This window comes from Caballeronia sp. INDeC2 (assembly GCF_023631325.1).
Classification (GTDB): Bacteria; Pseudomonadota; Gammaproteobacteria; order Burkholderiales; family Burkholderiaceae; genus Caballeronia.
In genome coordinates this window covers 333,294-359,450 of the sequence record NZ_JALQDG010000027.1, presented here as the reverse complement: position 1 = coordinate 359,450, position 26,157 = coordinate 333,294, and the positions used below count along the sequence as shown (strand labels likewise).

Below are 26,157 nucleotides of genomic sequence, written 5' to 3'. Positions count from 1 at the left end.
CATAGCATGGCCTCTCAGATGCGATAAATGCGTTCTGCATTGCTGACGAAGAGCGCGTGCTTCTCGCTGTCGCTCGCATCGCCGACGATCTGCGCATACGCGTTCCATAACGCTGTATATGTGCCAAACAATCGATCCACCGGAAAGTTCGACGCGAACATCGCGCGGTCGCTGCCGAACGTGTCGATGGTTTCGTGCACGTACGGACGCAGGCTCTCGATAGTCCAGTCGTGATCGAACATCGCGAAGCCGCTCAGCTTCACGGCGACGTTCGGGCACGCGGCCAGCATGCGCATGCCTTCGCGCCACGCGCGATATCCGTGCGTCGAGTTGCGGTCCACGAACATGCCCGCATGATTGACGATGAATTGCGTGTCCGCATGCTCGCGCGCGAGTTGCGCGGCCTCTTCCATCTGCGATGGATAAAGCTGCAGATCGAACGACATGTCGAAGCGCTTGAGCAACGCGAAGTGCTTGCGCCATTGCGGTTCGCGCATGTATTGACGCCCGACGTAGTCGTAGAGCTTGTTTTCATGCACGTTGAGAATCTGGCGGATGCCGCGCGTATTGGCGAACGCCGCATGCGCTTCGAGCACTTGCTGTGCGTTATTCGCCGACAAGTCCGCGCCCGCGACGATGCCGTTCGGCATGCCCTCTTTATCCGCGATCGATTGCAGCCAGCGCGTTTCCTCGACGGGATCGGCGGGATCGTGATTCGCATCGACATGCACGAGCTTCAACACGTCGATGTCTTGTGCATCGCGCAGCAGATCGGACAGCAGATAGTCGTGCTGCAAGTCGCGCGCATCGCCGACGAACGACGTCCGCGGATTCGCGAGCCAGGGGTAATGATGCGTCTTGAGGTCCCACAGATGAATGTGCGGATCGACGACCTGCATGGTTGCTCCTCGCAAAAGCAGCGAAGGTTTCAGGGAAGATGAAAGACGGGCACGAGCGGGGTTACGACAGGCGAGTTATCCGCATGTGTCTCCATCAGCTCGGCCATGAAGTCCCACCACTTGCGCATGACGGGCAGCGCGGGCAACGCGTGCGTCGTATGCGTATCCGTGCACTGATGAATGGCGAAGAGATGTCCGGTCGATTCGTCGAGAGAGATGCGGTAATCGCGGATGCCCGCGTCGCGCAGCGCATCCGCCAGTTCCGGCCAGATCTCGCGATGGCGCTTCTCGTATTCCTCGCGCATGCCCGGCTTCAGGGTCATGCGCAATGCCACTGTCTCCATGGCGGCCCACCTTCTTTTGATTGGTGAATCCCTGTGTGGGGACTCGTTGTGCTGCGACTATAATTCGCCGACCGATAACACGACAATCCGATTGCAGGATTGGCCGATCGCAAAAACGTATCGCTGCGCCGTATCTTCGCGCGGTTCAAAGCGGACTGTCGAATGATTCAGAACGTGTCCCAAAGTGTGTCGCCGAATGCGCTCGTCAATCGGCTGAAGTTCAAGCATCTCGCGCTCTTGGTCGCGCTCGACGACGCGCGCAATCTGCATCAGGCCGCCGAGACGATCAACGTCGCGCAGCCGAGCGCAAGCCGCATGCTCGCGGATATCGAGGAAGCGTTCGGCTTTCTGCTCTTCGAGCGCAATGCGCGGGGCATGCAGCCGACGCCGCTCGGCACCGCCGCGCTCGCGTACGCTCGCCGCTCGCTCGCGGATCTGACGCGCTTCGCCGACGATCTCGACGCGAAGCGCCGCGGCGGCCACGGTCAACTCACGGTCGGCGCAATCATGGGCGCCGCGCCCGATGTGCTCGCGATGGCCGTCACCGAACTGAAATCGGAGCGGCCGCTCCTGAACGTGCGCATCCTCGGCGAGACGAGCGATCAGGTCGTGCAATTGCTGCATCGCCGCGAAGTCGATCTCGCGCTCGGACGTTTGACCACGCCCTTGCAACACAACGATTTCGATTTCGAGCCGCTTGCGCGCGAGGCGATGCGGCTCGTCGTGCGCGCGGGGCATCCGCTTGCCGGGAAGATCGGACTTACGCTCGATACGCTCGTCGGGTGGCCGTGGATTCTGCAGCCGATAACGAGTCCCGCGCGCGGTCTCTTCGAAGACGAACTCGCGCGCGCAGGGTTGTCTTCACCCGCCGATATCGTCGAATGCGCATCGATCTTCGCGACGCTGCAGTTGCTGCAAAACAGCGAAGCCGTCGCGATGCTGCCGGAGTCCGTCGTGCGCGATTATCTGCGCGCCCAATTGCTGATCGAGTTGCCGATCGAAATCGGCAAGAGCCTGTCGGGATTCGGTCTGCTGCGCCGCAAGTTCGAGACCTTGAGCGAGCCCGCCGAGTACTTCATCGCGCTGTTGCGCAAGTACTCGGCGGTGTCGCCTCACTGAAGATTGACGAAGAGGCCGCCATCCACCAGCAGCGACGCGCCCGTCACGTAGCGCGCGCGGTCCGACGCGAGGAAGACGACGCATTGCGCGACATCGTCGGGTTCGCCTAGACGCCCCAGCGGAATGCGCTTTGTCATATAGGCGCGCTTGTCCGTATCCGACAAGTCCTCGGCGTTAAGGTCCGTCGCGATGGTGCCCGGCATCACCGAGTTGCAGCGGATGCCGTACGGCCCGAGCGCGATCGCGCAGGATTGCATCAGCGAGTGAACGCCTGCCTTCGTCGGCGTGTAGTGCGTCTGCATGCCGCCGCCGACGAGCGCGCTGATCGAACTCGTCGCGACGATCGCGCCGCCCGTGCCCTGGGTCTTCATCTGGGTCGCGGCGGCCTGGGTCACGTAGAACGCGCCGTTCAGATTCACCGCAACGGTCGATTCGTAGACCGAAGCCGGCATGTCGAGAAACGCGTGAAACGGGCAAATGCCCGCGTTGCTCGATAGCACGTCGACGTGACCGAACGCATCGACCGTGCGCCGGATCAACTCGATGCCCGTATCACGCTCGGCGACGTTCCCTTCGACGGCGATCGCGCGCCGCCCCAGCGCCTCGATCTCGCCGACGATCGATTCAACCGCCGATGCCTTGCCGTACGACTCGTCGTTGTCGCCCCAGTAGTTGATCGCGACATCCGCGCCTTCGCGCGCGCTCGCGAGCGCGATCGCCCGGCCGATGCCGCGCGAGCCGCCCGTCACCACGACGACCTTGTTTTCCAGCAGCATGAGATGCCTCGTTCAGTGTGTATAGGGTCTTTCGAGCTTGCATTCCGGATTCAGCCGCACGCCGAAACCCGGCGTCTCCGGCACCTTCATGCGGCCGTTCACCGGCACGGGCTCGTCGAGCAGCAAGGGCGTGAACATCGGCACGACCTGATCCGCCTCTGGCGCCATCATCAGGAACTCGGCGAACGGCGAGTTGTGACGCGTCACGACGAAGTGGTAGCTGTACACCGACGAACCGTGGGGCACGACGAGCACGTTGTGCGCATCCGCGAGCGCCGAAATCTTGATGAGTTCGGTGATGCCGCCGCACCAGCCGACATCCGGCTGAACCAGATCCGCGCAGCCCATCTCGAACAGCATCCGAAAGCCCCAGCGCGTCGCTTCGTGCTCGCCGGTCGTGACCATCATGCCGCCCGGTACCGAACGGCGCAGTTCGGCATAGCCCCAATAGTCGTCGGGCGGCAGCGCTTCCTCGATCCATTTCAGGCCGTATTCGCGCGCCGCGTTCGCGAGGCGCTTCGCGTAGTTCAGGTCGAGACTCATCCAGCAATCGAACATGAGCCAGAAATCGTCGCCGACTTTCGCGCGCATGTCCGCGAGCTTCGCGATATTTTTCGCGAGCCCTTCCTCGCCTTCGGCCGGGCCGTGCTGCAAGGGCATCTTGCCGCCGATGAAGCCCATCTCTTTCGCGAGATCGGGGCGCGCGCCCGTCGCATAGAACTGCAGTTCGTCGCGCACCGGGCCGCCGAGCAATTGAAACACCGGCTCCTTGCGCACCTTCGCGAGCAGATCCCACAGCGCGAGATCGACGCCCGAGATCGCGTTCAGCACGATGCCCTTGCGGCCGTAGTAGAGCGTCGCGTTGTACATCTGATCCCACATCTTTTCGATGTCGGTCACGCGCTGCCCTTCGAGAAAGCGCGCCAGATGCTTCTCGACGATGAACGCGCCGATTTCGCCGCCCGTCGTCACCGCGAAGCCGACGGTGCCGTCGCTCGCCTCGATCTCGACGACGAGCGAGCCCAGCACGTTCAGCCCGAACGACTGGCGGCTCCTGCGGTACTCGGGATAGCGGGCCATCGGCGTGGCGACGTGATCGTCGATCCAGTGATCGGCGCCCTGGTCGTGATAATCGGCGCCGCCGCCGCGAACGGTGAAGGCGCGCACCTGGGCGATCGTGGGCATGGACATGATGTGGCTCCGTACGTTTGGTTTCGTTGTTCAGGACGCGTTCGCGGCGTCGGGAATGGGTGCGTGTTCGAGGCGTCCGGGCGCGCGCACCAGCGCGGCGATGATGAGCGCCGCGAGCACCATGAGCCCGGCGCTCGTCGAATGGAACGCGGCTTCGGCGGCGGTGCGGGCCATCGGCGCGAAGAAGCCGCCGAGTCCGCCGAGCGAATTGATGAGCGCGATGCCGGCCGCGGCGGCCGCGCCCGTGAGATAGCGCGTCGGAAAGGTCCAGAAGAGCGGCTGTGCGGCGATGAAGCCGCTCGCGGCGCAGCACAGCGCGACGATCGAGACGACGGGCGAGACCGCGACGCCCGACACGGCGATCGCGACGCCCGACATCGCGAGCAGCGCCACCGCGCACGGGCGATGCCTTCCGGTGCGGTCGGCGTAGCGCGGCACGATCCACGTGACGATGACGGCGACGATCCACGGCAGCGCCGTCACGAGCCCGACGCGAAAGCCCGCTTTCGTGCCCAGCAGCGCCGACACCTGTTGCGGCAGATAGAAGACGACGCCATACACCGCCGCCTGTATCAGAAAGTACACGCAGCACAGCACGAGCACGCGTGCATCGACGAGCGACGCGAGCACGCTTCGCGGACCGTGCGACGAGGCGGATCGTGCATCCTCGTCGAGACGGCCGATGAGCAGCGCGCGTTGTTCTGGCGTGAGCCATCGGGCTTTCGCGGGATCGTCGTCGAGATACCAGAATGCCCACACGCCGACGAGCGACGCGAGCAACCCTTCGACGAGAAAGAGCCACTGCCAGCCCTTGAACCCGAGCGCGCCGTGGAGATCCAGCAGCAGGCCGGAGAGCGGCGCGCCGAAGATGAACGCGAGCGGCGCGCCGAAATAAAACACGCCGAGCGCACGCGCCCGCGACGACTGCGCAAACCAGCGCGTGAGGTAGTAGACGATGCCCGGAAAGAAGCCCGCCTCCGCCACGCCGAGCAGAAAGCGCAACGCATAGAACGTGGTGGCGCTATGCGCGAAGGCCATCGCCGCGGAGACGAGGCCCCACGTCACCATGATGCGGCACATCCACAACTTCGCGCCGACGCGATGCAAAAGCAGATTGCTCGGCACCTCGAAGATCGCGTAGCCGACGAAGAACACGCCCGCGCCGAACGCGAACGCGGCATTGGTCAAACCGGTGTCCTGCTGCAGCGCCTTTTGCGCAAAGCCGATGTTCGCGCGATCCAGAAACGCGAGCACATACATGAGCAGCAGAAACGGCAGCAGCCTCTTCATCACGCGGGACGTGACGGCGCCTTCCGCTTGGGCGGAGTGATTCATCGCGATTCTCCCGAAGACGCAATCAGTACGTCGCGCGTCCGCCCGACAGATCGAACACGGCGCCGGTGCTGAACGCGCAGTCCTCGGACGAGAGCCACAGAATCAGCGACGCGGCTTCCTGAGGCATCAGGAAGCGGTTCATCGGGATCTTGGAGAGCATGTAGTCGATGTGCTGCTGCGACATCGAATCGAAGATTTCGGTTTTGGCGGCGGCGGGCGTCACGGCGTTCACGAGGATGTTCTTGCCCGCGAGTTCCTTGCCGAGCGATTTCGTGAGGCCGATCAGCCCGGCCTTCGAGGCGCTGTAGTGCGACGCGTTCGGATTGCCTTCCTTGCCGGCGATCGACGCGATATTGACGATGCGTCCGTAGCCCGCCTTCAGCATGTGAGGCACGACGGCGCGGCAGGTCAGGTACGGTCCGATCAGATTGACGTCGATCACGCGGCGCCACACGTCGGGCGCGAGTTCCCAGGTCGTGCCGTTGCCGCCGGTGATGCCCGCATTGTTGACGAGCACGTCGATCCTGCCGTGCGCGGCGAGCGTTTTTTTGGCGGCGGCATCGACGGACGATTCGTCGGTCAGCTCGACGACTGCGTCGCTGACCTTGCGCTCCTTGAACTTTGCCGAGAGTTCCGCGCTGGTTCGCGCGAGACGTTCGCCGTCGACGTCCCAGAGCGACACATCGGCGCCCGATTCGAGCGCGCGCTCCGCGACCGCGAGCCCGATGCCCCGCGCGCCGCCGGTGATGATCACGACGCGGTCGGCCAGGTCGATACGGTTCATGGATAGTCTCCTTTCGTTGTTGTCGCGTAGGTTTTATGCCGTGAGAGGCACTATAGTCCCGCGCTAATAGCGCAACAATTCGAAAGGGCGATCGTTCGATAGCAAAAGCGGATCGGGCTGCGCTGTGCGGGAGTTGATTCCTTTCTTTGCGCTAGCCCAAGAAAGTGACTGCCGCGCCACACAGGGGCGTCGCATTAACGCCGTGATTCGCGCGCCACCTCTTCAACAAGCGAATCCTTGAAGTGCCGATCCGCGAAGAGAGCGAATGCAAAAAGCGCCGCGACGCCTATCGGGCAGATTAAGAGAATAGCAACGAGCATAGAAAGCCTCCATCAACGTTGCTTCGCAGTGTATCGCCTATTACCGCGCCAATTGTCGCGAAAAACCACAATACTCCGTTCAACAATCGCGAACTTTTTGCAGGAATACGCTGATTGCCACAGCATTCAAGACATCAGGCACGGCCATTGCTTAAAGCTCCGGCCGTCGATCCTGACGCTCAATTCAACTAAAAAAACATGTTCACTCCGAAAGCCTGCACTGCCACCTGCGTACTCGACGGCAAGCCCGTCACCCTCACTTACTTCCCCCACACCACGCTCCTGCGCATCACTGACGCCAACGGCCGCTGCGTGCGCGAAACGCGCTGGCCCGCGCCCTGGCGCACCTTGCTCGCGACATTGCGCGAATTCAGCGGCCGCGACGAGCTGTCGACGCTGCTCGACGAGATTCCCGCCACGCCGAAGCCGGCCTTCGAACCCACATCGGCACTGGCTTGAACGCGTGAAAGGGCCACGTCCCGCCGGGGCATTTTGAGTACAAAGACTCGCGCCATTTACAATATTGGAATGGCTGCGCATAGCCTGCCCGCCCGCGTCACCACGCCCCGCGCAGCCCCACTTTCACGCATCCGACTGGCTGTATGGTCACTGAAACGTCTTCTTCGGAATCCCTCGCCGTCGCGGAGCGCGTGCGCGAGCTGATGGGCCGTCATGGCATCGGCAAGCGGCAGCAAACCGCCGAGTTGTGCCGCATTCTCGACCTGAGCTTTTCGCAGGGTCATCGCAAGCTGCGCGGCAACAGCCCGTGGACGCTCGCGCAGATTCGCCGCGTCGCCGATGCCTTCGACGAGCCCGCGCTCAAGCTTTTCGATTCGATCAACACGCGCCCCGACGAAACCGAAGGCACCGCGCACGACGCCGTGCTGAAGCTCGGTTCGGTGGAGATTGCCTGCATGGCGTGGATCGGCAACGCGCTGGAAGCAGGTAGCCGGCCGGATTTCATCGCACAGAAGCTCAACAATCGCTGGATCGTCACGAAGCATGAGGGCGTGCTGCTGCAGGAAGCCTCCGACGTCCACAAGATCGAGATCCAGCCGCGCCGGCCCGACACCGACAAGCCGATCATCGCCGTAGTGGACGACGACCACGCTTCCGCCGACAACCTGCACGACTATCTCGAAGCCACCGGCTTCACGGCGATGGCTTTCTACGGCCTCGACGCGTTCCTCGAAGCGCTGCAAACGCAGGTGTTCGACGCCGTCGTGATGGACTGGCTGTTCGGCATCCACACGTCGGCGGATGCGATCCGCGCGGTGCGCGCGTCGGACAATCCGGACGCGCCGGTCTTCGTGCTCACGGGCGAGCTCACCACGGGCAAGGCGAGCGAATCTGAGATCAGCCAGGTCATCCGCGACTACAACGTCACGTGTTTCGAGAAGCCCGCGCGGCTCGGTATTCTCGTCGCGGATCTCTCCAAGCGGCTGATGCGCAGTTAGCGAAGACGGTCAGGCAACGCGCCTGCGCGCGGTGACCGCGCGGTGCACAGCGCCCTTCAGCACCTCGTAGCGTACGGGCTTCAGCAGATAGTCGAAGAACAGCACCACAGCGCTCGGGTCCACGAGCTCCGGCGCGTACGCGCTCACCGCGATGATCGGCACGCTCGCCCCCGGCGCACTGCGTCCGCGATATTCGTTGGCGAACGAGTAGCCGTCCTTGCCGGGCATGTGCAGGTCCGCGAGGATCACGTCGGCGTCGTTGGCGCGCAGCCACGCGAGCGCGCTGTCGACATCGGGCAAGGCGACGGCGTAATAACCCAGGTGCGTGAGCATCTCGATCAGCGAATCGCGGATCGACTCGTGGTCGTCGATCACCAGCACGCGCGACTTGCGAAACTCGGGCGCATCGGCTTCCGGCTCGCCAGCGGGCAGCCGATCCGCGGATACCGCCGGCAGACTCACGCGAAACGCGGCGCCCTGTCCCACTTCGCTCGATACCTCGATCCTGCCGCCGAGCAGATCGACGAGCCCGCGCACGACGGCGAGGCCCATTCCCGCGCCGTCGAAACGCCGCGTGCTGGACGAATCGAGCTGCGTGAACTCCTGAAAAATGAGCGGCAACTGCTCGCGGGATATGCCCGGCCCGGTGTCGATTACCGAAATGTCGAGGCGCTCGTCGGTGCGCACGAAATGCACGTCGATGGAACCGGCCTCGGTGTACTTGATCGCGTTGGTCACGAGATTCGTCACGATCTGCCGCACGCGATGCGGATCTGATTCGATCGGCTCGTGCTTGCCGGCGTATTCGCCGCGCAATTCGAGCCCTTTCGCGGTCGCAGCGGGCGCGTTGGCATCGACGATCGATTCGAGCAGTTCAACCGGATCGAACACGCTCATCCGCAGTTCGAGCTTGCCCGCGCCCAGACGCGCGTAGTCGGTCAGATCGCGCATCTGCGCTTCGAGATGGCGCGCGCCGGTTTCCAGGCGTTGCATGATCTTGCGATCGGCGTCGCCGCGCGCGTTGAGCCCCAGCAATTCGACCGATGACACGATCGCGTGCAGCGGCGTGCGCAATTCGTGGCTGATCATGCCGAGGAATGTGTCCTTCGCGACGCCGGCCTCGCGCGCCGCGCGCGTCGCCTGATGCTCGGCCGCGAGCGCCGCGCGCTGCTGCTCGATGAGACGCGTGCGCCGATAGCCGTTCAACAGCAACAACACCGTCGCCGCCGCCGACAGCAGGCCGAGCAGGATGCCGCCGTAGATCAGATAGCGGCGCTTCGCCTCGAAGTCGCGCACGATGGCCTCGCGCTCGGCCACGTCCATGAGCCGCCGTCCGCTCGCGAGTTCCGCGACGGCGGGCGCGTTCTGACGCAGCACGCCGATCACGCGCAAGGTGTGCTGATGCTCGGCCTGCAACCCTTCGACGTCCAACTGCACGGAATCGAGCGCGGTCTGCAATTGCCGCAGAATTTCGCGCTGCCGGTTGAGCAGCGCTTCGTGTCCATCCGACAATCCCGTCGATTCCGACACCTGCTTGAGCCGCGCGCGCAGCAGCCGATAGCTCGCGCGCACCTCATCCGCATCCTCGTCGATGCCATTGCGGTACAGCAAGACGTGATTCTCGAAGCGCTCATAGGCGATCTGGAACTGCGCGGCGTCCCAGTACACGTCGTACGGCACGACGAGCCTGTGCGTCTCGCGCGCAAGCAGCCCCGAATACAGCATGTAGCCGACCGCGCCGATCGGCGGCGCGACCGCGAGCGCGATCAGCGCCGCATACCAGAGCCGGCGGAACCACGGGCGCGCGGCGGGCGCGCGCATGGAGGGTTCGGTGCGGGCGACGGCCATCCGCTACTGCAGCGCGTCGATGGCCCGGGCGGCGCGTTCGGAGGCGACCACGATCAGCTTCATCGTGGCCCGTGTCGCGCCGACGAAGACCTTGCGCGCGGCCTGCTCGTCGAGTGCTTCGAAATCGACTTCCGTGAGAATCACGCACGGCGCGGATTGCCCCTTGAAGCGATAGATCGATTCGAGCAGCACGTCACCCTCGCGATACTCCGGGTTGCCGAACAAGTCATACGTGCCGGTGAACGCGCGCAGCCGGTGCGGACCGAGTTGATCGACGGCGGTGAGCGCCGAGCCCTCGCGCCCCCGAAACGACAGCACCGCGATATCCTGCTTGCGAAAGCCGAGCGACAGCGCATGCGTGATCGCACGCTTGGTCGCCTCGATGATTTCGTCGGGATGCCCGTCCTCGTAGGTCGACACGCTCACGTCCGAGCCGTCGAAAGGACTGCCCGCGTCGAGCCGCACATCCGGCCCGACGATCTTGCGGATGAAGCCGAGCAGATCGCGCGGGCTGCGGTAGTTCGTGCTCTCGCGCAGGATGGTCCAGCCCGGCAGCGGCACGGGCTCGCGCAGATAGAGGTTTTGCATCGGATCTTCGAGCCACCACCACGCGCCGTCCGGATTGAGCAGGCGTTCGAGCGCTTCGACCCACGCCGCCTGAAAGTCCTGACCTTCATCGACGATCAGCACGTCAGTTTTCCACTGTTCCGGCACGGGCACGGCGGCGAAGCGCTCTTCGAGCGTCACGAAAACGTTCGGCTGACTGAAATCGGGCGGGCTTCCCGCATCTCGCGCGACGGCCGCGCTCAACTGATGATAGTTCGCGATCTTCGCCTCTTTAGGCGCGATGGCGCGGATGTGGTCGGCGAGCGGCCGGTTGAAGCACACGTAGAGCACGCTCTTGCCTTGCGCGAGCGCGTCGCGCATCACGCGCACGGCGAGCTGCGTCTTGCCCGCGCCGGCGGTCGCGATCACGCGCAGGCGAAACGGTTCGAATTCGAGCCGGCGCGCCCACGTCGCGAGGCCGCCCGACAGCCGCGTGACGAGCGTGTTCGCCGCGCCGACGAGCGCGTTGGTGTCGGGCGTGAGCGAGAGTTCATCGGCGAGAAAATGATGGATGCGCGCCGCCGATTCGAAGCGAGGCTCGTCGGGCGGCAGAATGTCCAGCACGACGCGCGCGAGTTGCGCCTTGCGGCTCGCATCGACGATGCGCGCGGGCGCGACGCCCGCGATCGCCGCGTTTTTCACCGTGTAGTCCGGGCAATACAGCAGTTCCTCGATCCGGTACGTGCCCGCGCCGAACGCTGCGGTGAACCGGCGGTGCAGATTCTCCAGCGTGCGCGCGAGCTGAATGGCGACGTTGCGTTCCTTCTGCAGATAGACCTTTACGAGACCCTGGCCGGTTTCGCGCAGAAAACCCGCTTTCTGCTTGATCATCAGCACGCGTCCCGACGGCGCGACGACGACGAAATCCGCCTCGCCGAACACCGAAAAGCCTTCGTTGACGCGCGTCCAGTGCACGCCGTGATACACCGTGTAGTCGTCGGGCAGCTTTTCGAGCAGCGCGAGCGTTTCGAGCTCGCGCGCGGCCGCGCCGGTCGCTTCGAGATTCTTCCAGTCGTCGGGAACGATTCGGGCCATGCGTCGCCTTTGGGCTGAGTGGTTGCGTGCGACTCATTGTACGCAACGCGTCCGCCGTGCCGGCAATAGGCCGAATGGCTAACTGGCGTAGTCGTATCGGCCGCCGCGTTCCAGCGCGCGCTGGTAGGCCGGCCGCGCGTGGATGCGTTCGAGAAACGCGCGGATATGCGGCATCGACTTCGCGCCGGCGCGTGCGCTGCCGGCTTCGAGCGGGAAGCTCATCTGCACGTCGGCGGCGCTGAACGTCTCGCCCGCGAACCACGGCGACTTCGCGAGTTCGGCCTCGATATAGCCGAAGTGCAGGCGCAGTTGCGGATCGATGAAACTGCTTTGCATCGTCTGCGCGATGCGCCGCGCGATCGGCTTCGCGAAGAACGGCATTTTCGCGCTTTCCAGCCGCCGTGCGACGAGCTTGAGCAGGAGCGGCGGCATCGCCGAGCCTTCCGCGTAGTGCATCCAGTAGTTGTAGCGCACGCGTTCCGGCGACGTTCCCGGCGGCGGTGAGAAACGGCCTTCGCCATAACGTTCGACGAGATATTCGATGACGGCGCCCGATTCGGCGAGCGTCAGGCCGTTATCGGTCACGACCGGCGACTTGCCGAGCGGATGCACCGCGCGCAGTTCGGGCGGGGCGAGCATGGTGCCTGGATCGCGCTGATAGCGCTTCAGCTCGTATTCGACGCCGAGTTCTTCCAGCATCCACAGCACGCGCTGCGAGCGGGAATTGTTGAGGTGATGCACGGTCAGCATGTTTGGCTCTTGTTAATAGTCGACGATGCCGCGCGCGGTACGCCCCTTGCATCCGGTGAACTTATGCGCGGCCGGGCGTCGAAAGGATAAGGCCCTTTCATGAAGGCCGCGCAACGATTTCTAGCACACAACGAAAAAGGAGAAGTCGATGACGTTGATCATTTACCTGATAGGCTGGCTGATTCTGATCGGAGGGGTATCGTGGGCGCTCGTCGCGATGCACGTCTCGCAGCACACGATCATGATCGTCGCCGTCATCATGCTGGGCATCGCCATCATCACGGGCGCGACACGGGCGCGTAACCGCGACCGGTCGTAGAAAACGGGGCCGCCCGTGAGCGGCGGCCCGAACGCCTCACGTCTTCACATCACTACGCGCGCTCCGACGGCGTCCTGTATCAGCGCGACCAGTTCGTCCGGATGCACGGGTTTCGTCATGAAATGCTGGAAACCTTCGCCGATGCTGCGTAATCGGTATTCTTCGCCGCCGTGTCCCGTCAGCGCGATCGCCACGGACGGCGGCAGGTTGCCGCGTATTTCGTGATCCCGCAAACGTTGGACGAGATAGAAACCGTCCATTTCGGGTAGATCGAGATCGCAGATCACCGCATCGGGAAGATGCTCGATCGCGGCTTGCGCGCCGTCTTCGGCGTCGGCTACCGCGGTTACGTCGGCACCTTCTTCTTCCAGCAACATCTGCAGCGATGCCCTGCTCTCGGGATCGTCCTCGATGAGGACGATCCGCATATGCCCCAGTCTTGCCACTTCGTTCATGATGTTCTTTTCTACTGCCCAAAAAACGGAATTCTCGCGACGGTCTCCACTTCGCCGCCGCGCGCGCCATTGCGCGCATTGATTGACACGAAAACGCGGCGGGAATTCCGAACGCACCGTTATTTGTGTCGCGTGTGCGCCGGTGCGGAACGCCTCGCGGTTTTGCGCGGTCCCGACGCGAAGATTTGCCCGGTCGCCGCGTGCCCTAACGAGCAAAAAGCGGACCGGTTGCATTGCCCGGCGCGAAAGCCGCGCGGGACGGGCATGTCGGCCGATGCGCGTCGCACGCAACCGCAATTCGAACGCACGACCGTGTAATTCCGGGAACGAGCCGTCCCTATTTCTCTTCAGATGTTTGCCTCCCGCGCTGAATCAGGGCGCGACGCGCTCGACGGACCCGCCTGCAACAGCGCCCGATATTCGCTCGGCGTGATGCCGACCGTCGCCTTGAACTGGCGCGTGAAGGCGCTGTGATCGGTGTAGCCGCACAGCGCGGCGACATCGGTGACTTTTCCGTTCGAGACGAGCAGCGCGGTGGCCGCGTCGAGCCGCGTCTTCAGCAACACCTGACGCGGCGTCAGATGAAAGACCTTGTGAAAATACCGCTCCAGCTGCGCGATCGACATGTTCGCCATCTGCGCGAGCTGCCGCATGTTGAGCGGCTGCACGTAGTTTTCCTGGATGTGCTGCACGACCGCCGCAAGCCGGCTGTAGGCCGGATGCGTGCCTTCGGCCGCCTGTAAATCGCGCGATATCCCCGCCAGCCCGACGATATTGCCTTGCGTGTCAAGCAGCGGCTGCTTGCAGGTCATGCACCAGCCAGGCTCGCGTCCCGGATACAGATGCAATTCGAGCTGGTCGATCAATTGATGTCCCTGCGCGATGATCGCCTGATCCTGCGCCGTGTAGACACGCCCGAAGCGCCGCGGGAACACGTCCTCCGCGGTCTTGCCGAGGAGCGCCGATTTGTCGTCCTTGTGGCCGCAGCGACGCGCGAGCGTGCGATTGACCATCGCGTAGCGGGCCTCGCGATCTTTCACGAAGAACACGATGTCGGGCATCGCGTCGAACACCGGCGCGAGCAGCGCGAAATGCGCGAGCATGTCGGGAAGCGTCGACGCCGGCGGTTGCGCGATCGGCGCGGTGTTCATCGTGAGGCCTGTCGTGCTCGTCATGCGTGAGGAGGTTGGTCGCGAGGGTTTCGGTCAGGCATCCGATTATAGGAGCGCGCACGCGCGGACGAAATTCGCGCTGGCCCCACTATGAAACGGGCGTTTCGGTGCGCTCGTGCGCGGCGATCAGCGTGTCGATGCGCACCGGCACGAATGGCTCACGCGCCGCCGTACGCGGCCATCCGAAGTAGATCGCCGCCGCCTCGCCGCAAATGCGCCCCTGACACGGCCCCATGCCGCAACGCGTCTGTAGCTTCGCGTCGCGCCAGTTCGCGTGCGCGGCGACTTCGCCGATCGAAACGTCTTCGCAGCGGCATAGCACGGTGTCCGGCGACGGCATCGCGCGCGCGTCGGCGCCCAGCTCGAACGCATGCGCCACGCGCCGGCCGAATGCGCGCCAGCGATCGCGCTGGCGCACGAGACGCGCATCGGCGGGAATGCTGAGCGCCGTGTGCGCCGCGAGCGCGCCTTCGACGCGCGCCAGTTCCATCCCGCCGATGCCCGTGCATTCGCCCGCCGCGAAAACGTGTTCCTGCGACGTGCGCTGCGAATCGTCGACGTGAATCGCGCCGTCGCGTTCGTCGATAGAGCAGCCGAGCGCGAGCGCCAGCGTCACGTTCGGCACGAGGCCGTATCCGCACGCGACGCGATCCGCCGCGAGCGTTTCTTCGCGTCCGCGCGCGCGAATCGCGACCGCTTCCACGCGCGAACTTCCATGCGCCCTCACGACGACGCTGCCCGTCCGATAGCACCCGACCGCGAGCCTGACGGCCTGAGCCAGCTTTCCCGGCGTCAGCGCAAGCGCCGCGACGAAGCGCGCGACGCGCGTGAGCGGCGCCTGTTCGACCACCGCGACGACATGCGCACCGTGGCGGCGCGCGGTATCGGCGGCGGCGAGCAGAAGCGGCCCGCTGCCCGCGACGACGATGCGCTCGCCGCGCACCGGCATTCCGCCCTTGACGAGCGCCTGCAAACCGCCTGCGCCCGTCACGCCGGGCAAGGTCCAGCCTTCGAAGGGCAGCAGCCGCTCGCGCGCGCCGGTCGCGAGGATGAGCTTCGAATACGCGAGCACGAGCGGCGCGCCGTCGCGTTCGAGCAGGAGCCGTTTGTCGCCCTGCGCGGCGGCGACCTTCGTCCCGTTCATGAGGACGAGGTTCCGATGCGCGCGCGTTTCATCGAGCCATTGCTGAAGTTGCGCGGCGGGCGCGAGCGTCGGACCTTGCCGCCAGATCTGACCGCCCGGGCGCGGATTGTCGTCGATGAGCGCGACGCGCGCGCCCGCTCGCGCCGCGATCTGCGCCGCCCTCAGACCCGCCGGCCCCGCGCCGACGATCGCGATATCGACATGCTCGACGTTCATCGCATCGTCTCGATGGAAAGGCCGTCGCGACACGGCGTCTGACAGCCGAGCACATGCGCGTGGCCATCAACGGTCACGCGGCATTCATGGCACACGCCCATTCCGCACAGCGCGGCGCGCGGCTCGCCGGTGACGGAGCGCCTCGTGCCGCCGACGCCGCGTATCGCGATCGCGGCCGCGACGGTCGTAAAAGGGAGCACAGCGAGCGGCTCCCCGTCGATGACCACGCGCACGCGCTCATCCATCGGCGTGCGCCCGGGCGAATCGTCGCGGCGAGAAGGCGTGCGTGGCGGGCATATCGAATGGAACCAGCTCGCCGAGCATCTGCGCGGCGACGAGCTTTGCGGTGCCGAGCGATGTCGTCACGCCGAGCCCTTCGTGGCCCGCCGCGAGCCACAGCCGGTCGCCCGGAAAACGCGCCGGGCCGATCAGCGGCAAGCCGTCCGGTGTGGCGGCGCGAAAGCCGGTCCACGCGCGGATCGCATTGAGGCCGCCGATGCCCGGCAGATAACGCGTCGCGCGTGCGAGCATCGTAGCGAGCACGTCGATCTCGACAGCCGGATCCAGCGTGCCGAACTGGCGCGACGAGCCGATCAGCACCTGCCCCGTCGGCCGCGGCTGCGCATTGAACGCGACCGACGTGCCGCGCGCGTGATGCGCGCTCTTGATGTAGCCGAGTTCCAGCACCTGGTGATGGATCGTGCCCAGATAGCGATCGGTAATGAGCAGATGTCCCTTCTTCGCTTCGAGCGGCACGGCGGCGATCAGATCCGGCGCCGCGAGCCCATTGGCGATGACGACGTGGGAAGCCGTGCGCCGGTCGCCGGTCGCGAGCGTGACGACGGCGTGCGTGTCGTCGGCATCGACGGCGCGAACCGCGCAGCCGGTCGATACGCGGATGCGCGTCGAGCGCGTCAGAAGCCATCGCGCGGCGGCGGGCGCGTACACGATGGCGTCGTCGTCGATCAGCAATCCGCCTTGCATTGCGTGGCTTATCGATGGCTCCGCTTCGCGCAGCGCGGCGCGATCGAGCATGTGCGCGCGCACGCCCGCCGCCGCGAATGCGTCGCGCATCAAGCGGGCGGCGTCGAGTTCCTCGTCGTCTTCGGCGATCCAGAGCGTGCCGCAACGCGAAAACGCCTCGCGCTCGCGCAGTTGGGACTCAAGCGCGAGCCACAGTTCGCGCGAAGCCCGCGCCAAGGCGAACTCGGCCGGCGAATCGTTCATCACGACGATGTGGCCCATGCCCGCCGCCGTCGCGCCGCCGCCGATGCCGCGCGCTTCCAGCACCTCGACCGTCATGCCGCGCAGCGCGAGTTCCGCCGCGCACGCCGCCCCGACGATTCCGCCGCCGACGACGATCACGTCAGCCTTCATGCGATGCCGCGCATGAACGGATCGCGCTCGTCGAAAACGAGACGCCCTTCGCCCATGATGTGCGCGTAGCCGGTGATCGTCGGGACGAGCGCGTCGCCGTCGATCGCATAGCTGCCTTCGAACACGCTGCCGATGATGCTTTCCTGACGCCAGACTTCGCCGGGCGCGAGCGCGTCGTCGGCGGCGAGGCACGCGAGCTTGGCGCTGGTGCCGGTGCCGCAGGGCGAGCGATCGTAGGCGCTGCCCGGACACAACACGAAATTGCGGCTGTCCACGCCCGCGACGGGCGAATCCGCGAACAGCTCGATATGGTCGATGTACGCGCCATCGGCGCCGGTGACGCCCTGCGCGTGCAAGGCATCGCGGATCGCCTCGGTGAACGCGGTCAGCCCGGCGATGCGCGCGGGCACAAGTTCGCGCGCATGATCCGCGACGAGAAAGAACCAGTTGCCGCCCCACGCGACATCGCCGGTGAGCGGGCCGTGGCCGGGCACGTCGACCGTCACCGCGCGCCGATGCCGATATGCCGGTACGTTGCGCACGCTGACGCTGCCGTTCGCGTTGAGCGTGGCATCGACGGGACCGACGGGCGTATCGATCCGGTGCCGCCCCGCCGCGATTTTTCCCGCATACGCGAGCGACGCGACGAGCCCGATCGTGCCGTGCCCGCACATGCCGAGATAGCCGACGTTGTTGAAGAAGATGACGCCCGCCGCGGCCGAAGGATCGTCGGGTTCGCACAGGAGCGCGCCGACCATCACGTCCGAGCCGCGCGGTTCGGTGACGATGGCGCGGCGCCAGTCGTCGAAGCGCGCGCGGAACGTGTCGAGCCGTTGCGCGAGTGTGCCCCAGCCCAGATCCGGGCCGCCCGCCATCACAAGGCGCGTCGGTTCGCCGCCCGTATGCGAGTCGATGATGTCGATGGTTTTCATGCCGCCTATCCTAGAAACGCGCGCGAGCTGCGTCTTGAAGCGGCTGAATCGTTTTGATGACGATATCGGCACAGGCGCGCATCGTTGAAGCAGCCTCGCCGCGCGGCGCTTTCGCGCCCAAACGGCTATGCCGAAATCGGCACGCGCCACGCGCGAAACGCGCAAGACGCCCGATTTTTCGGTGCTTACACTGCGTACCGTTCAATTACTTTCGGAGCGCTGCCGTGTCGCATATCTGGGAAGGCGTGATGCCCGCCGTGACCACCAAGTTCAACGCCGATTTCAGCATAGACCGCGCATGGACCGCGAAGAACGTCGATGCGCAAATCGAAGCCGGCGTGGACGGCATCATCGTGTGCGGATCGCTCGGCGAAGCGTCGACGTTATCGCTCGACGAAAAGCTCGACGTGCTCGACATCGCCGTGGACGCCGCGCGCGGCCGCGTGCCGGTGCTGCTGACGATCGCGGAAAACAGCACGCTCGACGGCTGCCGCCAGGCCGAGCGCGCCGCGCGTCACGGCGCGGCCGGCTATATGGTGCTGCCCGGCCTGCGCTATCTGTCGGACCGGCGCGAGACGCTCAACCATTTCCGCATGGTCGCCGACGCGAGCCCGTTGCCGCTGATGATCTACAACAATCCGCTCGCGTATGGCGTCGATGTCACGCCGAAGATGTTCGCCGAACTCGCGGAAGACACGAAGTTCGCGGCGATCAAGGAATCGAGCGGCGACGTGCGCCGCATCACCGATCTCATCAACGAAACGGGCGATCGGTACGCGCTCTTTTGCGGCGTCGACAATCTCGCGATGGAAGCGATGCTGATGGGCGCGCACGGCTGGGTCGCGGGCCTCGTTTGCGCATTCCCGCGCGAGACCGTGGCGATCTACAAGCTGATCCGCGCGGGGCGTGTCGAGGAAGCGCGCGCGATCTACCGCTGGTTCGCGCCGTTGCTCGCGCTCGACGTGTCGCACAAACTCGTGCAGAACATCAAGCTGGCCGAGGCGATCGTGGGATTGGGCACGGAGCCGGTGCGCCCGCCGCGTCTGCCGCTCGCGGGCGAGGAGCGCAAAGAGATCGAGGCGTTGATTCGCCGCGGCATCGAGACGCGTCCGGCGCTGCCGGCGGTCTGAGGCGAAGCGAAAACAAAAATGCCGTCATCGCGACGGCATTTTTCCCTGGATGGATGGCGACTTCAGGCCGCGATCTGCGCAGGAGCAGGGTCGGCGAGGCCGCCGCCCGAATCTTCGCCTTCATCGTAGAGATGCAGCAGGCGATAACCGCTCTTGTACACCGGCTGCAAACGGAAGTTGTTGACCGGCTCGATTTCGAGCGCGAGGCGCAGGCGCGACACGTGGCTGTCGATGGTGCGCGTTGTTTCGCGGAACTCGCGGCCCCAGACCATCGCGAAAATATGATCGCGCGAAAGCACACGGCCGATGTTCGAGAAGAAAAGCTGCGCGAGACGGAACTGCGTGCCGCTCAGTTGGACCGGCTTGCCGCGCACGGTCACGATTTGCTGACGTGCGTCGAAACGGTACGGACCGACTTCTAGGCACGCGCTCGACGTCGCGGGATACGCGCGGCGCAACAGCGCTTCGACGCGCGCGCCGAATTCGCCCGGACGAATGGGATAGACGGTGTAATCGTCCGCACCCGCGGTCAGTGCGCAGACCACGTTGTGCTCCGCGCCGTCGGGCGTCGCGAACATGACCGGCACGCGTTCGCCGAAGCTCGAGCGCACGGATTTCAGCAGGTCGAGGCCGCACAGGCCCGTGGAATTCCAGTCGAGAATCAGCAGATCGACCGTCGAGCGGGACAGCGCTTTCGACAGCACGAGGCCGTCGCCGAACGTCACGCACGTATGGCCGAGTCGTTTGACGACGTCGCTGATGAGATTTCGATAACTTGGGTCGGTTTGCAAAACGGCGACGCGCATGGTGTCTTACCTGATGAGTCCAAGGGACAAGGGGCGGATGCCGTACTTCAGGCGACCGCCGGGCGTCTCGTCGCGGGATGAGACGGGGATAATCAAGCTGCGCATTCTGGGCAGCGAGACGACCCTTTCCCATCGGACTCATCCGAATTGTCAACGCATGTGACTGCGCATCGCTCCGCTCCCGATGCGTGTCGTGCGCGCAACCATCTCTAAAATTGGACGGCTTTCCGCCTTTGCGCCGGCTTTCATCCTGTAACATGCCGCATCTGGCTCACAAGTTCCCGCTTCCGCCGTTTTACCGAGACGTCGCGTAGCAAGCTGCGCCGCGATTGTCCGTCGCGTCGCGCAGCGCGGATGACGGGCGGCGGCTTTCAAATCCGCGCCCCTCGACGCCTGGGTCCGGTTCGTTCCCGTTCCGAGCTTAGGCCTTCGCTTCGCCGTCCACCCGGCGCGTTCGTCACTTCCCGCAGGGCAAAGCCTCGTTCCACCGCGCGTCTCGCGTGGCTTTTCCACTTACGGGTTCCTTTTTTCGATGCAGGCAACACCTCTGTCCGACGCCCCGCGCGCGGCCGGCCGTGCGCTCACGCGCGGCGACTACAAGACGCTCACGCTCGCCGCGCTCGGCTGCGCGCTCGAGTTCTACGACTTCATCATCTTCGTGTTCTTCGCGCCGGTCATCGGCCAATTGTTCTTTCCGCCATCGATTCCTGATTGGCTGCGTCAATTGCAGACGTTCGGCATCTTCGCGGCCGGCTATCTCGCGCGTCCGCTCGGCGGGATCGTCATGGCGCACTTCGGCGATCTGCTCGGCCGCAAGCGCATGTTCACGCTCTCGGTGCTGCTGATGTCCGTGCCCACGCTCCTGATGGGCCTGTTGCCCACCTACGCGTCGATCGGCCTGATGGCGCCCGTGTTGCTGCTTCTGTTTCGCGTGATGCAAGGCGCGGCGGTCGGCGGCGAGGTGCCGGGCGCGTGGGTGTTCGTCTCCGAGCACGTGCCGGGGCGGCATATCGGCTATGCGTGCGGCACGCTCACGGCCGGACTGACGGCGGGCATCCTGCTCGGCTCGCTGATCGCCACGGCGATCAACAAGTCGTTCGCACCCGCCGAAGTCGCCGATTTCGCCTGGCGTCTGCCGTTCCTGCTCGGCGGCCTGTTCGGTCTGTGCTCCGTCTATCTGCGCCGCTGGCTGCATGAAACGCCGGTGTTCGCCGAGTTGCAGAAGCGCAAGTCGCTCGCGGCGGAACTGCCGCTCAAGGCGGTGTTGCGCGACCACGGCCGCGCGGTGATCGTTTCGATGCTGCTCACCTGGATGCTCTCGGCGGCGATCGTCGTCGTGATCCTGATGACGCCCACTTTGCTGCAGAAGCAATTCCATATCGCCCCGGCGACGGTGCTCCTCGCGAACTGCGCGGCGACGCTGTGCCTCACGATCGGCTGCGTGCTCGCGGGCGCGATCGCGGGCCGCATCGGCGCGGGCAAGACGATTTTCATCGGCGGCGTGGCGCTCGCCGTGTCGTACTGGCTAATGTTTCAGCAAGTCGCGCTCGACGCCTCCATGCTGCTGCCGTGGTACGCGATCACGGGCTTTTTCGTCGGCGTGATCGGTGCGATTCCGTTCGTGATGGTGAAGTCGTTCCCGCCCGCCGTGCGCTTCTCCGGCATCTCGTTTTCGTACAACGTCGCGTATGCGGTGTTCGGCGGACTCACGCCGATCGTCGTCTCGCTGATGATGAAATCGGACCCGATGGCGCCCGCGGTCTACGTCGGCGCACTGTGCGCGATCGGCCCGCTGACGACGCTCTTCATCAAGGAAGCCCGCTGATTCGTCGTTAGCATTTTTTCGAAGATGGCCCGCCGCTCACCCGGCGCGTCATTTTTCATTCGACTTTCACGTTTCAGGCCACGCCGAAACATCGAACGCGCACCGCGCCTACGATGAACGGCATGAACTCGAACCCTTCCTCATCCGGCACGCATTTGTCCGCGCGACAGATGCTCGTCGTCACGGCGACCAGCGTCGGCTTCGTCGTCTCTCAGCTCGATGTCTCCATCGTCAATGTCGCGCTCGCGAGCATCGGTCACGATCTGCGGGCGAGCGTCGCGAGCCTGCAATGGACCATCGACAGTTACGCGCTCGCGTTCGCCGCGCTCATGCTCTCCGCGGGCTCGCTCGGCGACCGCTTCGGCGCGCGGCGCATGTTCCTCGGCGGCCTCGCGCTCTTCGCGCTGGCGTCGCTTGCGTGCGCCTTTTCGCGCGATGCAACGCAACTGATCGCCGCGCGCGCGGTGCAAGGCATCGGCGCCGCGGGCATGCTGCCGAACTCGCTCGCGCTTTTGAACGCGTCATGCGGACACGATCGGCGTTTGCGCGCGCGAGCGGTCGGCTTGTGGACGGCGGCGGGCGCGGTATCGATCGCGGCGGGGCCGATCGTCGGCGGCGTGCTGATCGCGGCGTTCGGCTGGCGCAGCATCTTCTGGGTCAATTTGCCGATCTGCGCGGCCGGCATCGCGGCGACGCTCCTGTGGGTCGACAAGACGCGCGCGAAAGACGCCGGACATGCGCGCGGCATCGATCTGCCCGGTCAGGCGCTTGCGATCGTCGCGCTTGCGGCGCTCGTCGGCGCGGTGATCGAACTGCGTCCGCTCGGCGCGATGCATCCGCTCGTGATCGGCGGACTCGCGCTTGCGCTGGCGGCGGGCGGCGCGTTCATCGCGATCGAACGCAGAAGCCGCGCGCCGATGCTGCCGCTCTCGCTCTTCGCCGAGCGCACGTTCAGCGCGGCCGTGGTGTTCGGTATCGGCGTGAATCTCACCTACTATGGAATGGTCTTCGTTTTGAGCCTGTACTTGCAGCGCGTGCTCGGTCACACACCGTTGCAGACCGGTCTCGCATTCCTGCCGCTGACGGGCGGTTTCCTCATCTCGAACCTGGCGAGCGGCCCTGTGGTGGCGCGCTTCGGCTCGCGTGGCCCGATGATCGCCGGCGCGTTGCTCGACGCCGCGGGTTTCGCCGCACTCACGTTCGTCGATGCGACGACACCCACGGCGGCGCTGCTCGTCCCGTTCCTGCTGATTCCGTCGGGCATGGGCCTCGCGGTCCCGGCGATGACGACCGCGTTGCTCGGCACCGTGAGTCAGGAGCGCGCGGGCACGGCGTCGGCGGTACTCAACACTGCGCGGCAGGCGGCTGGCGCGATCGGCGTCGCGGCGTTCGGCGCGCTCGCGGCGCACGGCGACGGCGCGGCGGACGCGCAACATATCGTCGATGCGGTGCGCTGGTCGGCGGGAATGTCGGTGGCGCTGTTGCTGGGCGCCGCGTTGGTCGCGCGCCATGTGAACAATCCGGCGAGCGCGAAGCGGGAAGCCGCGAAACCGGCGCACGGTCCGCTTCGGGACGAAGCGGAGTGAGCACTAGCGGCAGCGGGTACGTCCGTTGCGATCTTTGGACGAAGCACGCTGAAGCACAGATCAGAGCGCGCGCCGATCCATCCATTCGAGGAAAACTCAGGAGATCACCATGTCGACGATGCCCCGCTCCCCCGAAGAACCGCTGGACCCGGATCCGGACAAGCTGCTCGACCCGGACGCCCCGCCGAATCCCGACGACCCCGATATGCCCGACGGCCCGGATTCCGCCACGCCGATGGTGCCTGCCGATCCGAAGAACGGCGAGCCGCGCATGTAAGGCGCTGAACGATCAACGGCAAGAGAACAAAGCAATGCCCGCGCGGCCGCATGAGCCGCGCGGGCATTCTTCTTTGGGCTGCCGCTTAGACGCTATAGACGGACGCTACAGACTCGTCGTCTGCACGGCGCCGGTTTCCAGCGCGCGCTCGATCAGCGCTTCCTGCTGCGCCTTGCGCACGGCATCGGCGACGAGCGTATCGGGCGCTTCGACCTCCGCCTTGATCGCACCGATGATGCCGTCGGCTTCGACGATCACGAGCGACTCCGCCGAATCCGCGCGGCTGATGATGACGCGCGCCGGTCCGCCGCCTTCCGCGATGCTCGCGCAGAACTGCATCTTTTGCCCGCCGATTACTTGCTCGAATGTTTGAATCATCGCTGTCTTCCGCATTGGTTGGACAAAGCTCACGCAAGCTGCATACCGGCTCGCGGTCTGCCTTCTCATTGATCCGCGCAGGTTCACTAGGTTCAATTCTGTAAGCATGCGCGCGGCGACGCAAGCTCAACGTCTTGCTTCGTCGAGTTCGCGGAGGATGGCGGCGGTGGCGTCGTCGGCGGGAAAGAATGCCTCGATCGCGAGCTCGGACAAGGTGATATCGACCGGCGTGCCGAAGACCGTCGTCGTGCTGAAGAACGACAGCACGCCGTATTGCGTGCGCATGCGCAACGGCACGACAACCGGATCGGTTTCCGCGCGCGCCGCGTGCCCGGCGTGCGCGGGCGCGGGATACGCTTCGAGCTCCGCAAAGAGCGCGGCGAGCGTCGCATCGCCGGAGACGTCGATTTGCCGGCGCAAGCGCGCGAGCAGATGCGCGCGCCACTCATGCCAGTTGTCGATGACATCCGCGAGACCTTGCGGATGCATCGACAGTCGCAGCACGTTCACCGGCGGCGCGAGCCGTTCCGCATGCGCCGATGCGACGAGCGGCGCGAACGCCGCGTTCGCCGCGACCATCGTCCAGTGACGATCGACGGCAAGCGCGGGATAAGGTTCGTGCCCCTTCAACACGAGATCGACCGCGCGCCGTGCCGCCGCGAGTTGCGGATCGGCCAGCGCGCGCTCGCGATACAGCGGCGCATAACCGGCCGCGACGAGCAGCGCGTTGCGCTCGCGCAGCGGCACGTCAAGCTGCTCGGCGAGGCGCATGAGCATCCCGCGGCTCGGCAGCGAGCGGCCCGATTCGACGAAGCTCAGATGCCGCGTGGAGACATCGGCGATGCCCGCGAGATCGAGCTGGCTCATGCGTCGTCGCTGGCGCCATTCGCGCAGCAGCGTGCCGACGCTCGATTGAATGGCGGAGTGTGCGAGGGTCGAGTTCATGCGAACGATGTTAGACGAAACGTGGGCAGAATCCATTACCTTCGACGTAATCGACTTCGACCGTTTCTGACCGCATAACGCACGCACGTAAGATTTACTCCGCAAACATTTGCGCAGAAAAAGTTGCGTGCGCCACCCTAAATCTCCGGCGCACGAAAGCCGATAAGCCCACAACAAGCGAACAATGCGTCGCTAGCCGTGCGCGTCTCAATTCCGAGCACGCAAGGCTCGCGGCGCCCGGACATTTGCGGAGAAATCATGTTTGTCATCATCGGATGGGTGGTGGTCATCGGCTCGGTGATCGGTAGTTTCATAGGCGTCGGCGGTCATCTCGCCGCCCTCGTGCAACCGTTCGAGCTGCTGTGTATTTTCGGCGCGGCGATCGGCGCGTTCGTCGTATCGAATCCGACAGCCACGCTCAAGAAAACCCTGCAATCCATCCCGAAGGCCTTCAAGGGCGGCGGCTACACGAAAGAGAAATACCTCGCGCTGATCGCGCTGCTTTACGAGCTGCTGCAAAAGGCGCGCAAGGAAGGGATGATGGCGCTCGAAGCCGATGTCGACGCGCCCGAGTCCAGCCCGCTCTTTCAGAAGTACGAGCACGTGATGGCCGATCATCATCTGCTCGATTTCATTGTCGACTATCTGCGCATGATGTCGGCGGGCAACGTCAATGCGCTCGAAATGCAGGATCTGATGGACGAGGAACTCGAGACGCATCACGCCGAAAGCTCGGTCGCGGCCAATGCGATCCAGAAGATGGCGGACGGCTTGCCTGCGTTCGGGATCGTCGCGGCGGTGATGGGCGTCGTGCACACGATGGGCTCGGTAGGCGCCGCGCCCGCGGTGCTCGGCGAGATGATCGCGGGTGCGCTCGTCGGCACGTTCCTCGGCATTCTGCTGGCCTATGGCTTCATCGGACCGCTCGCGGATCTGCTCAACGCGAAGGGCACGGCTGAAGCGAAGCCGTTCCAGTGCGTGAAGTCCGTGCTGCTCGCGTCGATGAACGGCTATGCGCCGACGGTGGCCGTCGAATTCGGCCGCAAGGTGCTCTTCACCGCCGACCGTCCGAGCTTCAAGGAACTCGACGACGCGGTGCGCGCGACCAAGATGCCGAAGTCGGCTTCCTAA

27 protein-coding genes are annotated in these 26,157 nt (G+C 65.1%); 9 read left to right on the top strand and 18 right to left on the bottom strand.

Annotation, left to right across the window (positions count from 1 at the left end):
• Positions 1–14 precede the first annotated feature (14 nt).
• Positions 15–899, bottom strand: a complete 885-nt coding sequence (locus tag NCS28_RS17220) for an amidohydrolase family protein (protein WP_250514957.1) — start codon at positions 897–899, stop codon at positions 15–17.
• A gap of 29 nt (positions 900–928) precedes the next feature.
• Positions 929–1,243, bottom strand: coding sequence for an L-rhamnose mutarotase (locus tag NCS28_RS17215; protein WP_250514956.1), 315 nt, complete (start codon positions 1,241–1,243; stop codon positions 929–931).
• A gap of 162 nt (positions 1,244–1,405) precedes the next feature.
• On the opposite strand from NCS28_RS17215, the gene NCS28_RS17210 reads away from it, so the two are divergent.
• Positions 1,406–2,362 carry a LysR family transcriptional regulator gene (locus NCS28_RS17210; protein WP_284504889.1) on the top strand — a complete coding sequence of 319 codons (957 nt, stop codon included), beginning with the start codon at positions 1,406–1,408 and terminating at the stop codon, positions 2,360–2,362.
• Here NCS28_RS17210 and lra1 read toward each other — a convergent pair.
• Genes lra1 through NCS28_RS17190 form a run of 4 tightly spaced genes read right to left on the bottom strand, consistent with a single transcriptional unit; the run spans position 2,356 to position 6,448 of the window.
• Positions 2,356–3,138 (bottom strand): L-rhamnose 1-dehydrogenase Lra1, encoded by a 783-nt coding sequence (gene lra1 / locus NCS28_RS17205; protein ID WP_250514955.1) that lies wholly within the window; start codon positions 3,136–3,138, stop codon positions 2,356–2,358. The two genes, NCS28_RS17210 and lra1, sit on opposite strands and share 7 nt — an antisense overlap.
• A 12-nt stretch (positions 3,139–3,150) precedes the next feature.
• Positions 3,151–4,329, bottom strand: coding sequence for an L-rhamnonate dehydratase (gene rhmD, locus NCS28_RS17200; RefSeq protein WP_250514954.1), 1,179 nt, complete (start codon positions 4,327–4,329; stop codon positions 3,151–3,153).
• Positions 4,330–4,359: 30 nt separating this feature from the next.
• Positions 4,360–5,664, bottom strand: coding sequence for an MFS transporter (locus NCS28_RS17195; protein ID WP_250514953.1), 1,305 nt, complete (start codon positions 5,662–5,664; stop codon positions 4,360–4,362).
• Positions 5,665–5,686: 22 nt separating this feature from the next.
• Positions 5,687–6,448, bottom strand: a complete 762-nt coding sequence (locus tag NCS28_RS17190) for an SDR family oxidoreductase (protein ID WP_250514952.1) — start codon at positions 6,446–6,448, stop codon at positions 5,687–5,689.
• Between the two features lie 518 nt (positions 6,449–6,966).
• On the opposite strand from NCS28_RS17190, the gene NCS28_RS17185 reads away from it, so the two are divergent.
• Together NCS28_RS17185 and NCS28_RS17180 are read left to right on the top strand one after the other, a co-directional pair.
• On the top strand, positions 6,967–7,227 hold the full coding sequence (locus NCS28_RS17185; protein ID WP_250514951.1) for a hypothetical protein: 261 nt from the start codon (positions 6,967–6,969) through the stop codon (positions 7,225–7,227).
• A 143-nt stretch (positions 7,228–7,370) separates the two neighbouring features.
• Positions 7,371–8,225, top strand: coding sequence for a helix-turn-helix domain-containing protein (locus NCS28_RS17180; protein WP_250514950.1), 855 nt, complete (start codon positions 7,371–7,373; stop codon positions 8,223–8,225).
• 9 nt (positions 8,226–8,234) lie between these two features.
• Here NCS28_RS17180 and NCS28_RS17175 read toward each other — a convergent pair whose 3' ends face one another.
• From NCS28_RS17175 to NCS28_RS17165, 3 genes are all read right to left on the bottom strand, one after another.
• Positions 8,235–10,046: an ATP-binding response regulator gene (locus NCS28_RS17175; protein ID WP_250514949.1), complete on the bottom strand. Its 1,812-nt coding sequence runs from the start codon at positions 10,044–10,046 to the stop codon at positions 8,235–8,237.
• A 30-nt stretch (positions 10,047–10,076) separates the two neighbouring features.
• Complete coding sequence (locus tag NCS28_RS17170) at positions 10,077–11,714, bottom strand: ATP-binding domain-containing protein (RefSeq protein WP_250514948.1); 1,638 nt, start codon at positions 11,712–11,714, stop codon at positions 10,077–10,079.
• Positions 11,715–11,792: 78 nt separating this feature from the next.
• A complete protein-coding gene (locus tag NCS28_RS17165; RefSeq protein ID WP_250514947.1) occupies positions 11,793–12,464 on the bottom strand; it encodes a glutathione S-transferase family protein in 672 nt (223 codons plus the stop codon).
• Between the two features lie 148 nt (positions 12,465–12,612).
• On the opposite strand from NCS28_RS17165, the gene NCS28_RS17160 reads away from it, so the two are divergent.
• A complete protein-coding gene (locus tag NCS28_RS17160; RefSeq protein WP_250514946.1) occupies positions 12,613–12,783 on the top strand; it encodes a hypothetical protein in 171 nt (56 codons plus the stop codon).
• A gap of 44 nt (positions 12,784–12,827) precedes the next feature.
• Here the strand turns inward: NCS28_RS17160 and NCS28_RS17155 are convergent, their stop codons facing one another.
• The 6 genes from NCS28_RS17155 to NCS28_RS17130 form a co-directional block, all read right to left on the bottom strand.
• Positions 12,828–13,238: a response regulator gene (locus tag NCS28_RS17155; protein WP_250514945.1), complete on the bottom strand. Its 411-nt coding sequence runs from the start codon at positions 13,236–13,238 to the stop codon at positions 12,828–12,830.
• A gap of 347 nt (positions 13,239–13,585) precedes the next feature.
• Positions 13,586–14,389, bottom strand: a complete 804-nt coding sequence (locus NCS28_RS17150) for an AraC family transcriptional regulator (protein WP_250515041.1) — start codon at positions 14,387–14,389, stop codon at positions 13,586–13,588.
• 109 nt (positions 14,390–14,498) lie between these two features.
• Entirely contained in the window at positions 14,499–15,770 is a 1,272-nt protein-coding gene (locus NCS28_RS17145; protein WP_250514944.1) for an NAD(P)/FAD-dependent oxidoreductase, read from the bottom strand.
• The gene (locus NCS28_RS17140) at positions 15,767–16,015 is read right to left on the bottom strand and encodes a (2Fe-2S)-binding protein (RefSeq protein ID WP_250514943.1); all 249 of its coding nucleotides are present in this window, start codon (positions 16,013–16,015) and stop codon (positions 15,767–15,769) included. Before NCS28_RS17140 ends, NCS28_RS17145 begins: the two co-directional genes overlap by 4 nt.
• On the bottom strand, positions 16,008–17,147 hold the full coding sequence (locus NCS28_RS17135; protein WP_250514942.1) for an NAD(P)/FAD-dependent oxidoreductase: 1,140 nt from the start codon (positions 17,145–17,147) through the stop codon (positions 16,008–16,010). The genes NCS28_RS17140 and NCS28_RS17135 overlap by 8 nt, the downstream gene beginning before the upstream one ends.
• Positions 17,144–18,088: a 4-hydroxyproline epimerase gene (locus tag NCS28_RS17130; protein WP_250515040.1), complete on the bottom strand. Its 945-nt coding sequence runs from the start codon at positions 18,086–18,088 to the stop codon at positions 17,144–17,146. The genes NCS28_RS17135 and NCS28_RS17130 overlap by 4 nt, the downstream gene beginning before the upstream one ends.
• A gap of 215 nt (positions 18,089–18,303) precedes the next feature.
• Here NCS28_RS17130 and NCS28_RS17125 point away from each other — a divergent pair, with 215 nt between their 5' ends.
• Positions 18,304–19,209: a dihydrodipicolinate synthase family protein gene (locus tag NCS28_RS17125; protein WP_250514941.1), complete on the top strand. Its 906-nt coding sequence runs from the start codon at positions 18,304–18,306 to the stop codon at positions 19,207–19,209.
• A gap of 62 nt (positions 19,210–19,271) precedes the next feature.
• Here the strand turns inward: NCS28_RS17125 and NCS28_RS17120 are convergent, their stop codons facing one another.
• A complete protein-coding gene (locus tag NCS28_RS17120) occupies positions 19,272–20,015 on the bottom strand; it encodes a response regulator transcription factor (protein ID WP_250514940.1) in 744 nt (247 codons plus the stop codon).
• A 532-nt stretch (positions 20,016–20,547) separates the two neighbouring features.
• Here NCS28_RS17120 and NCS28_RS17115 point away from each other — a divergent pair.
• The 3 genes from NCS28_RS17115 (at position 20,548) to NCS28_RS17105 (ending at position 23,703) form a co-directional block, all read left to right on the top strand.
• Positions 20,548–21,840 (top strand): MFS transporter, encoded by a 1,293-nt coding sequence (locus NCS28_RS17115; protein ID WP_250514939.1) that lies wholly within the window; start codon positions 20,548–20,550, stop codon positions 21,838–21,840.
• Positions 21,841–21,962: 122 nt separating this feature from the next.
• Positions 21,963–23,426, top strand: coding sequence for an MFS transporter (locus NCS28_RS17110; protein WP_502801200.1), 1,464 nt, complete (start codon positions 21,963–21,965; stop codon positions 23,424–23,426).
• A gap of 109 nt (positions 23,427–23,535) precedes the next feature.
• A complete protein-coding gene (locus NCS28_RS17105; protein ID WP_250514938.1) occupies positions 23,536–23,703 on the top strand; it encodes a hypothetical protein in 168 nt (55 codons plus the stop codon).
• Between the two features lie 105 nt (positions 23,704–23,808).
• Here the strand turns inward: NCS28_RS17105 and NCS28_RS17100 are convergent, their stop codons facing one another.
• Together NCS28_RS17100 and NCS28_RS17095 are read right to left on the bottom strand one after the other, a co-directional pair.
• Positions 23,809–24,081, bottom strand: coding sequence for a hypothetical protein (locus NCS28_RS17100; protein ID WP_250514937.1), 273 nt, complete (start codon positions 24,079–24,081; stop codon positions 23,809–23,811).
• A 126-nt stretch (positions 24,082–24,207) separates the two neighbouring features.
• Positions 24,208–25,026 carry a helix-turn-helix domain-containing protein gene (locus tag NCS28_RS17095; RefSeq protein WP_250514936.1) on the bottom strand — a complete coding sequence of 273 codons (819 nt, stop codon included), beginning with the start codon at positions 25,024–25,026 and terminating at the stop codon, positions 24,208–24,210.
• Between the two features lie 258 nt (positions 25,027–25,284).
• On the opposite strand from NCS28_RS17095, the gene motA reads away from it, so the two are divergent.
• Positions 25,285–26,157, top strand: a complete 873-nt coding sequence (gene motA, locus NCS28_RS17090; RefSeq protein ID WP_250514935.1) for a flagellar motor stator protein MotA — start codon at positions 25,285–25,287, stop codon at positions 26,155–26,157.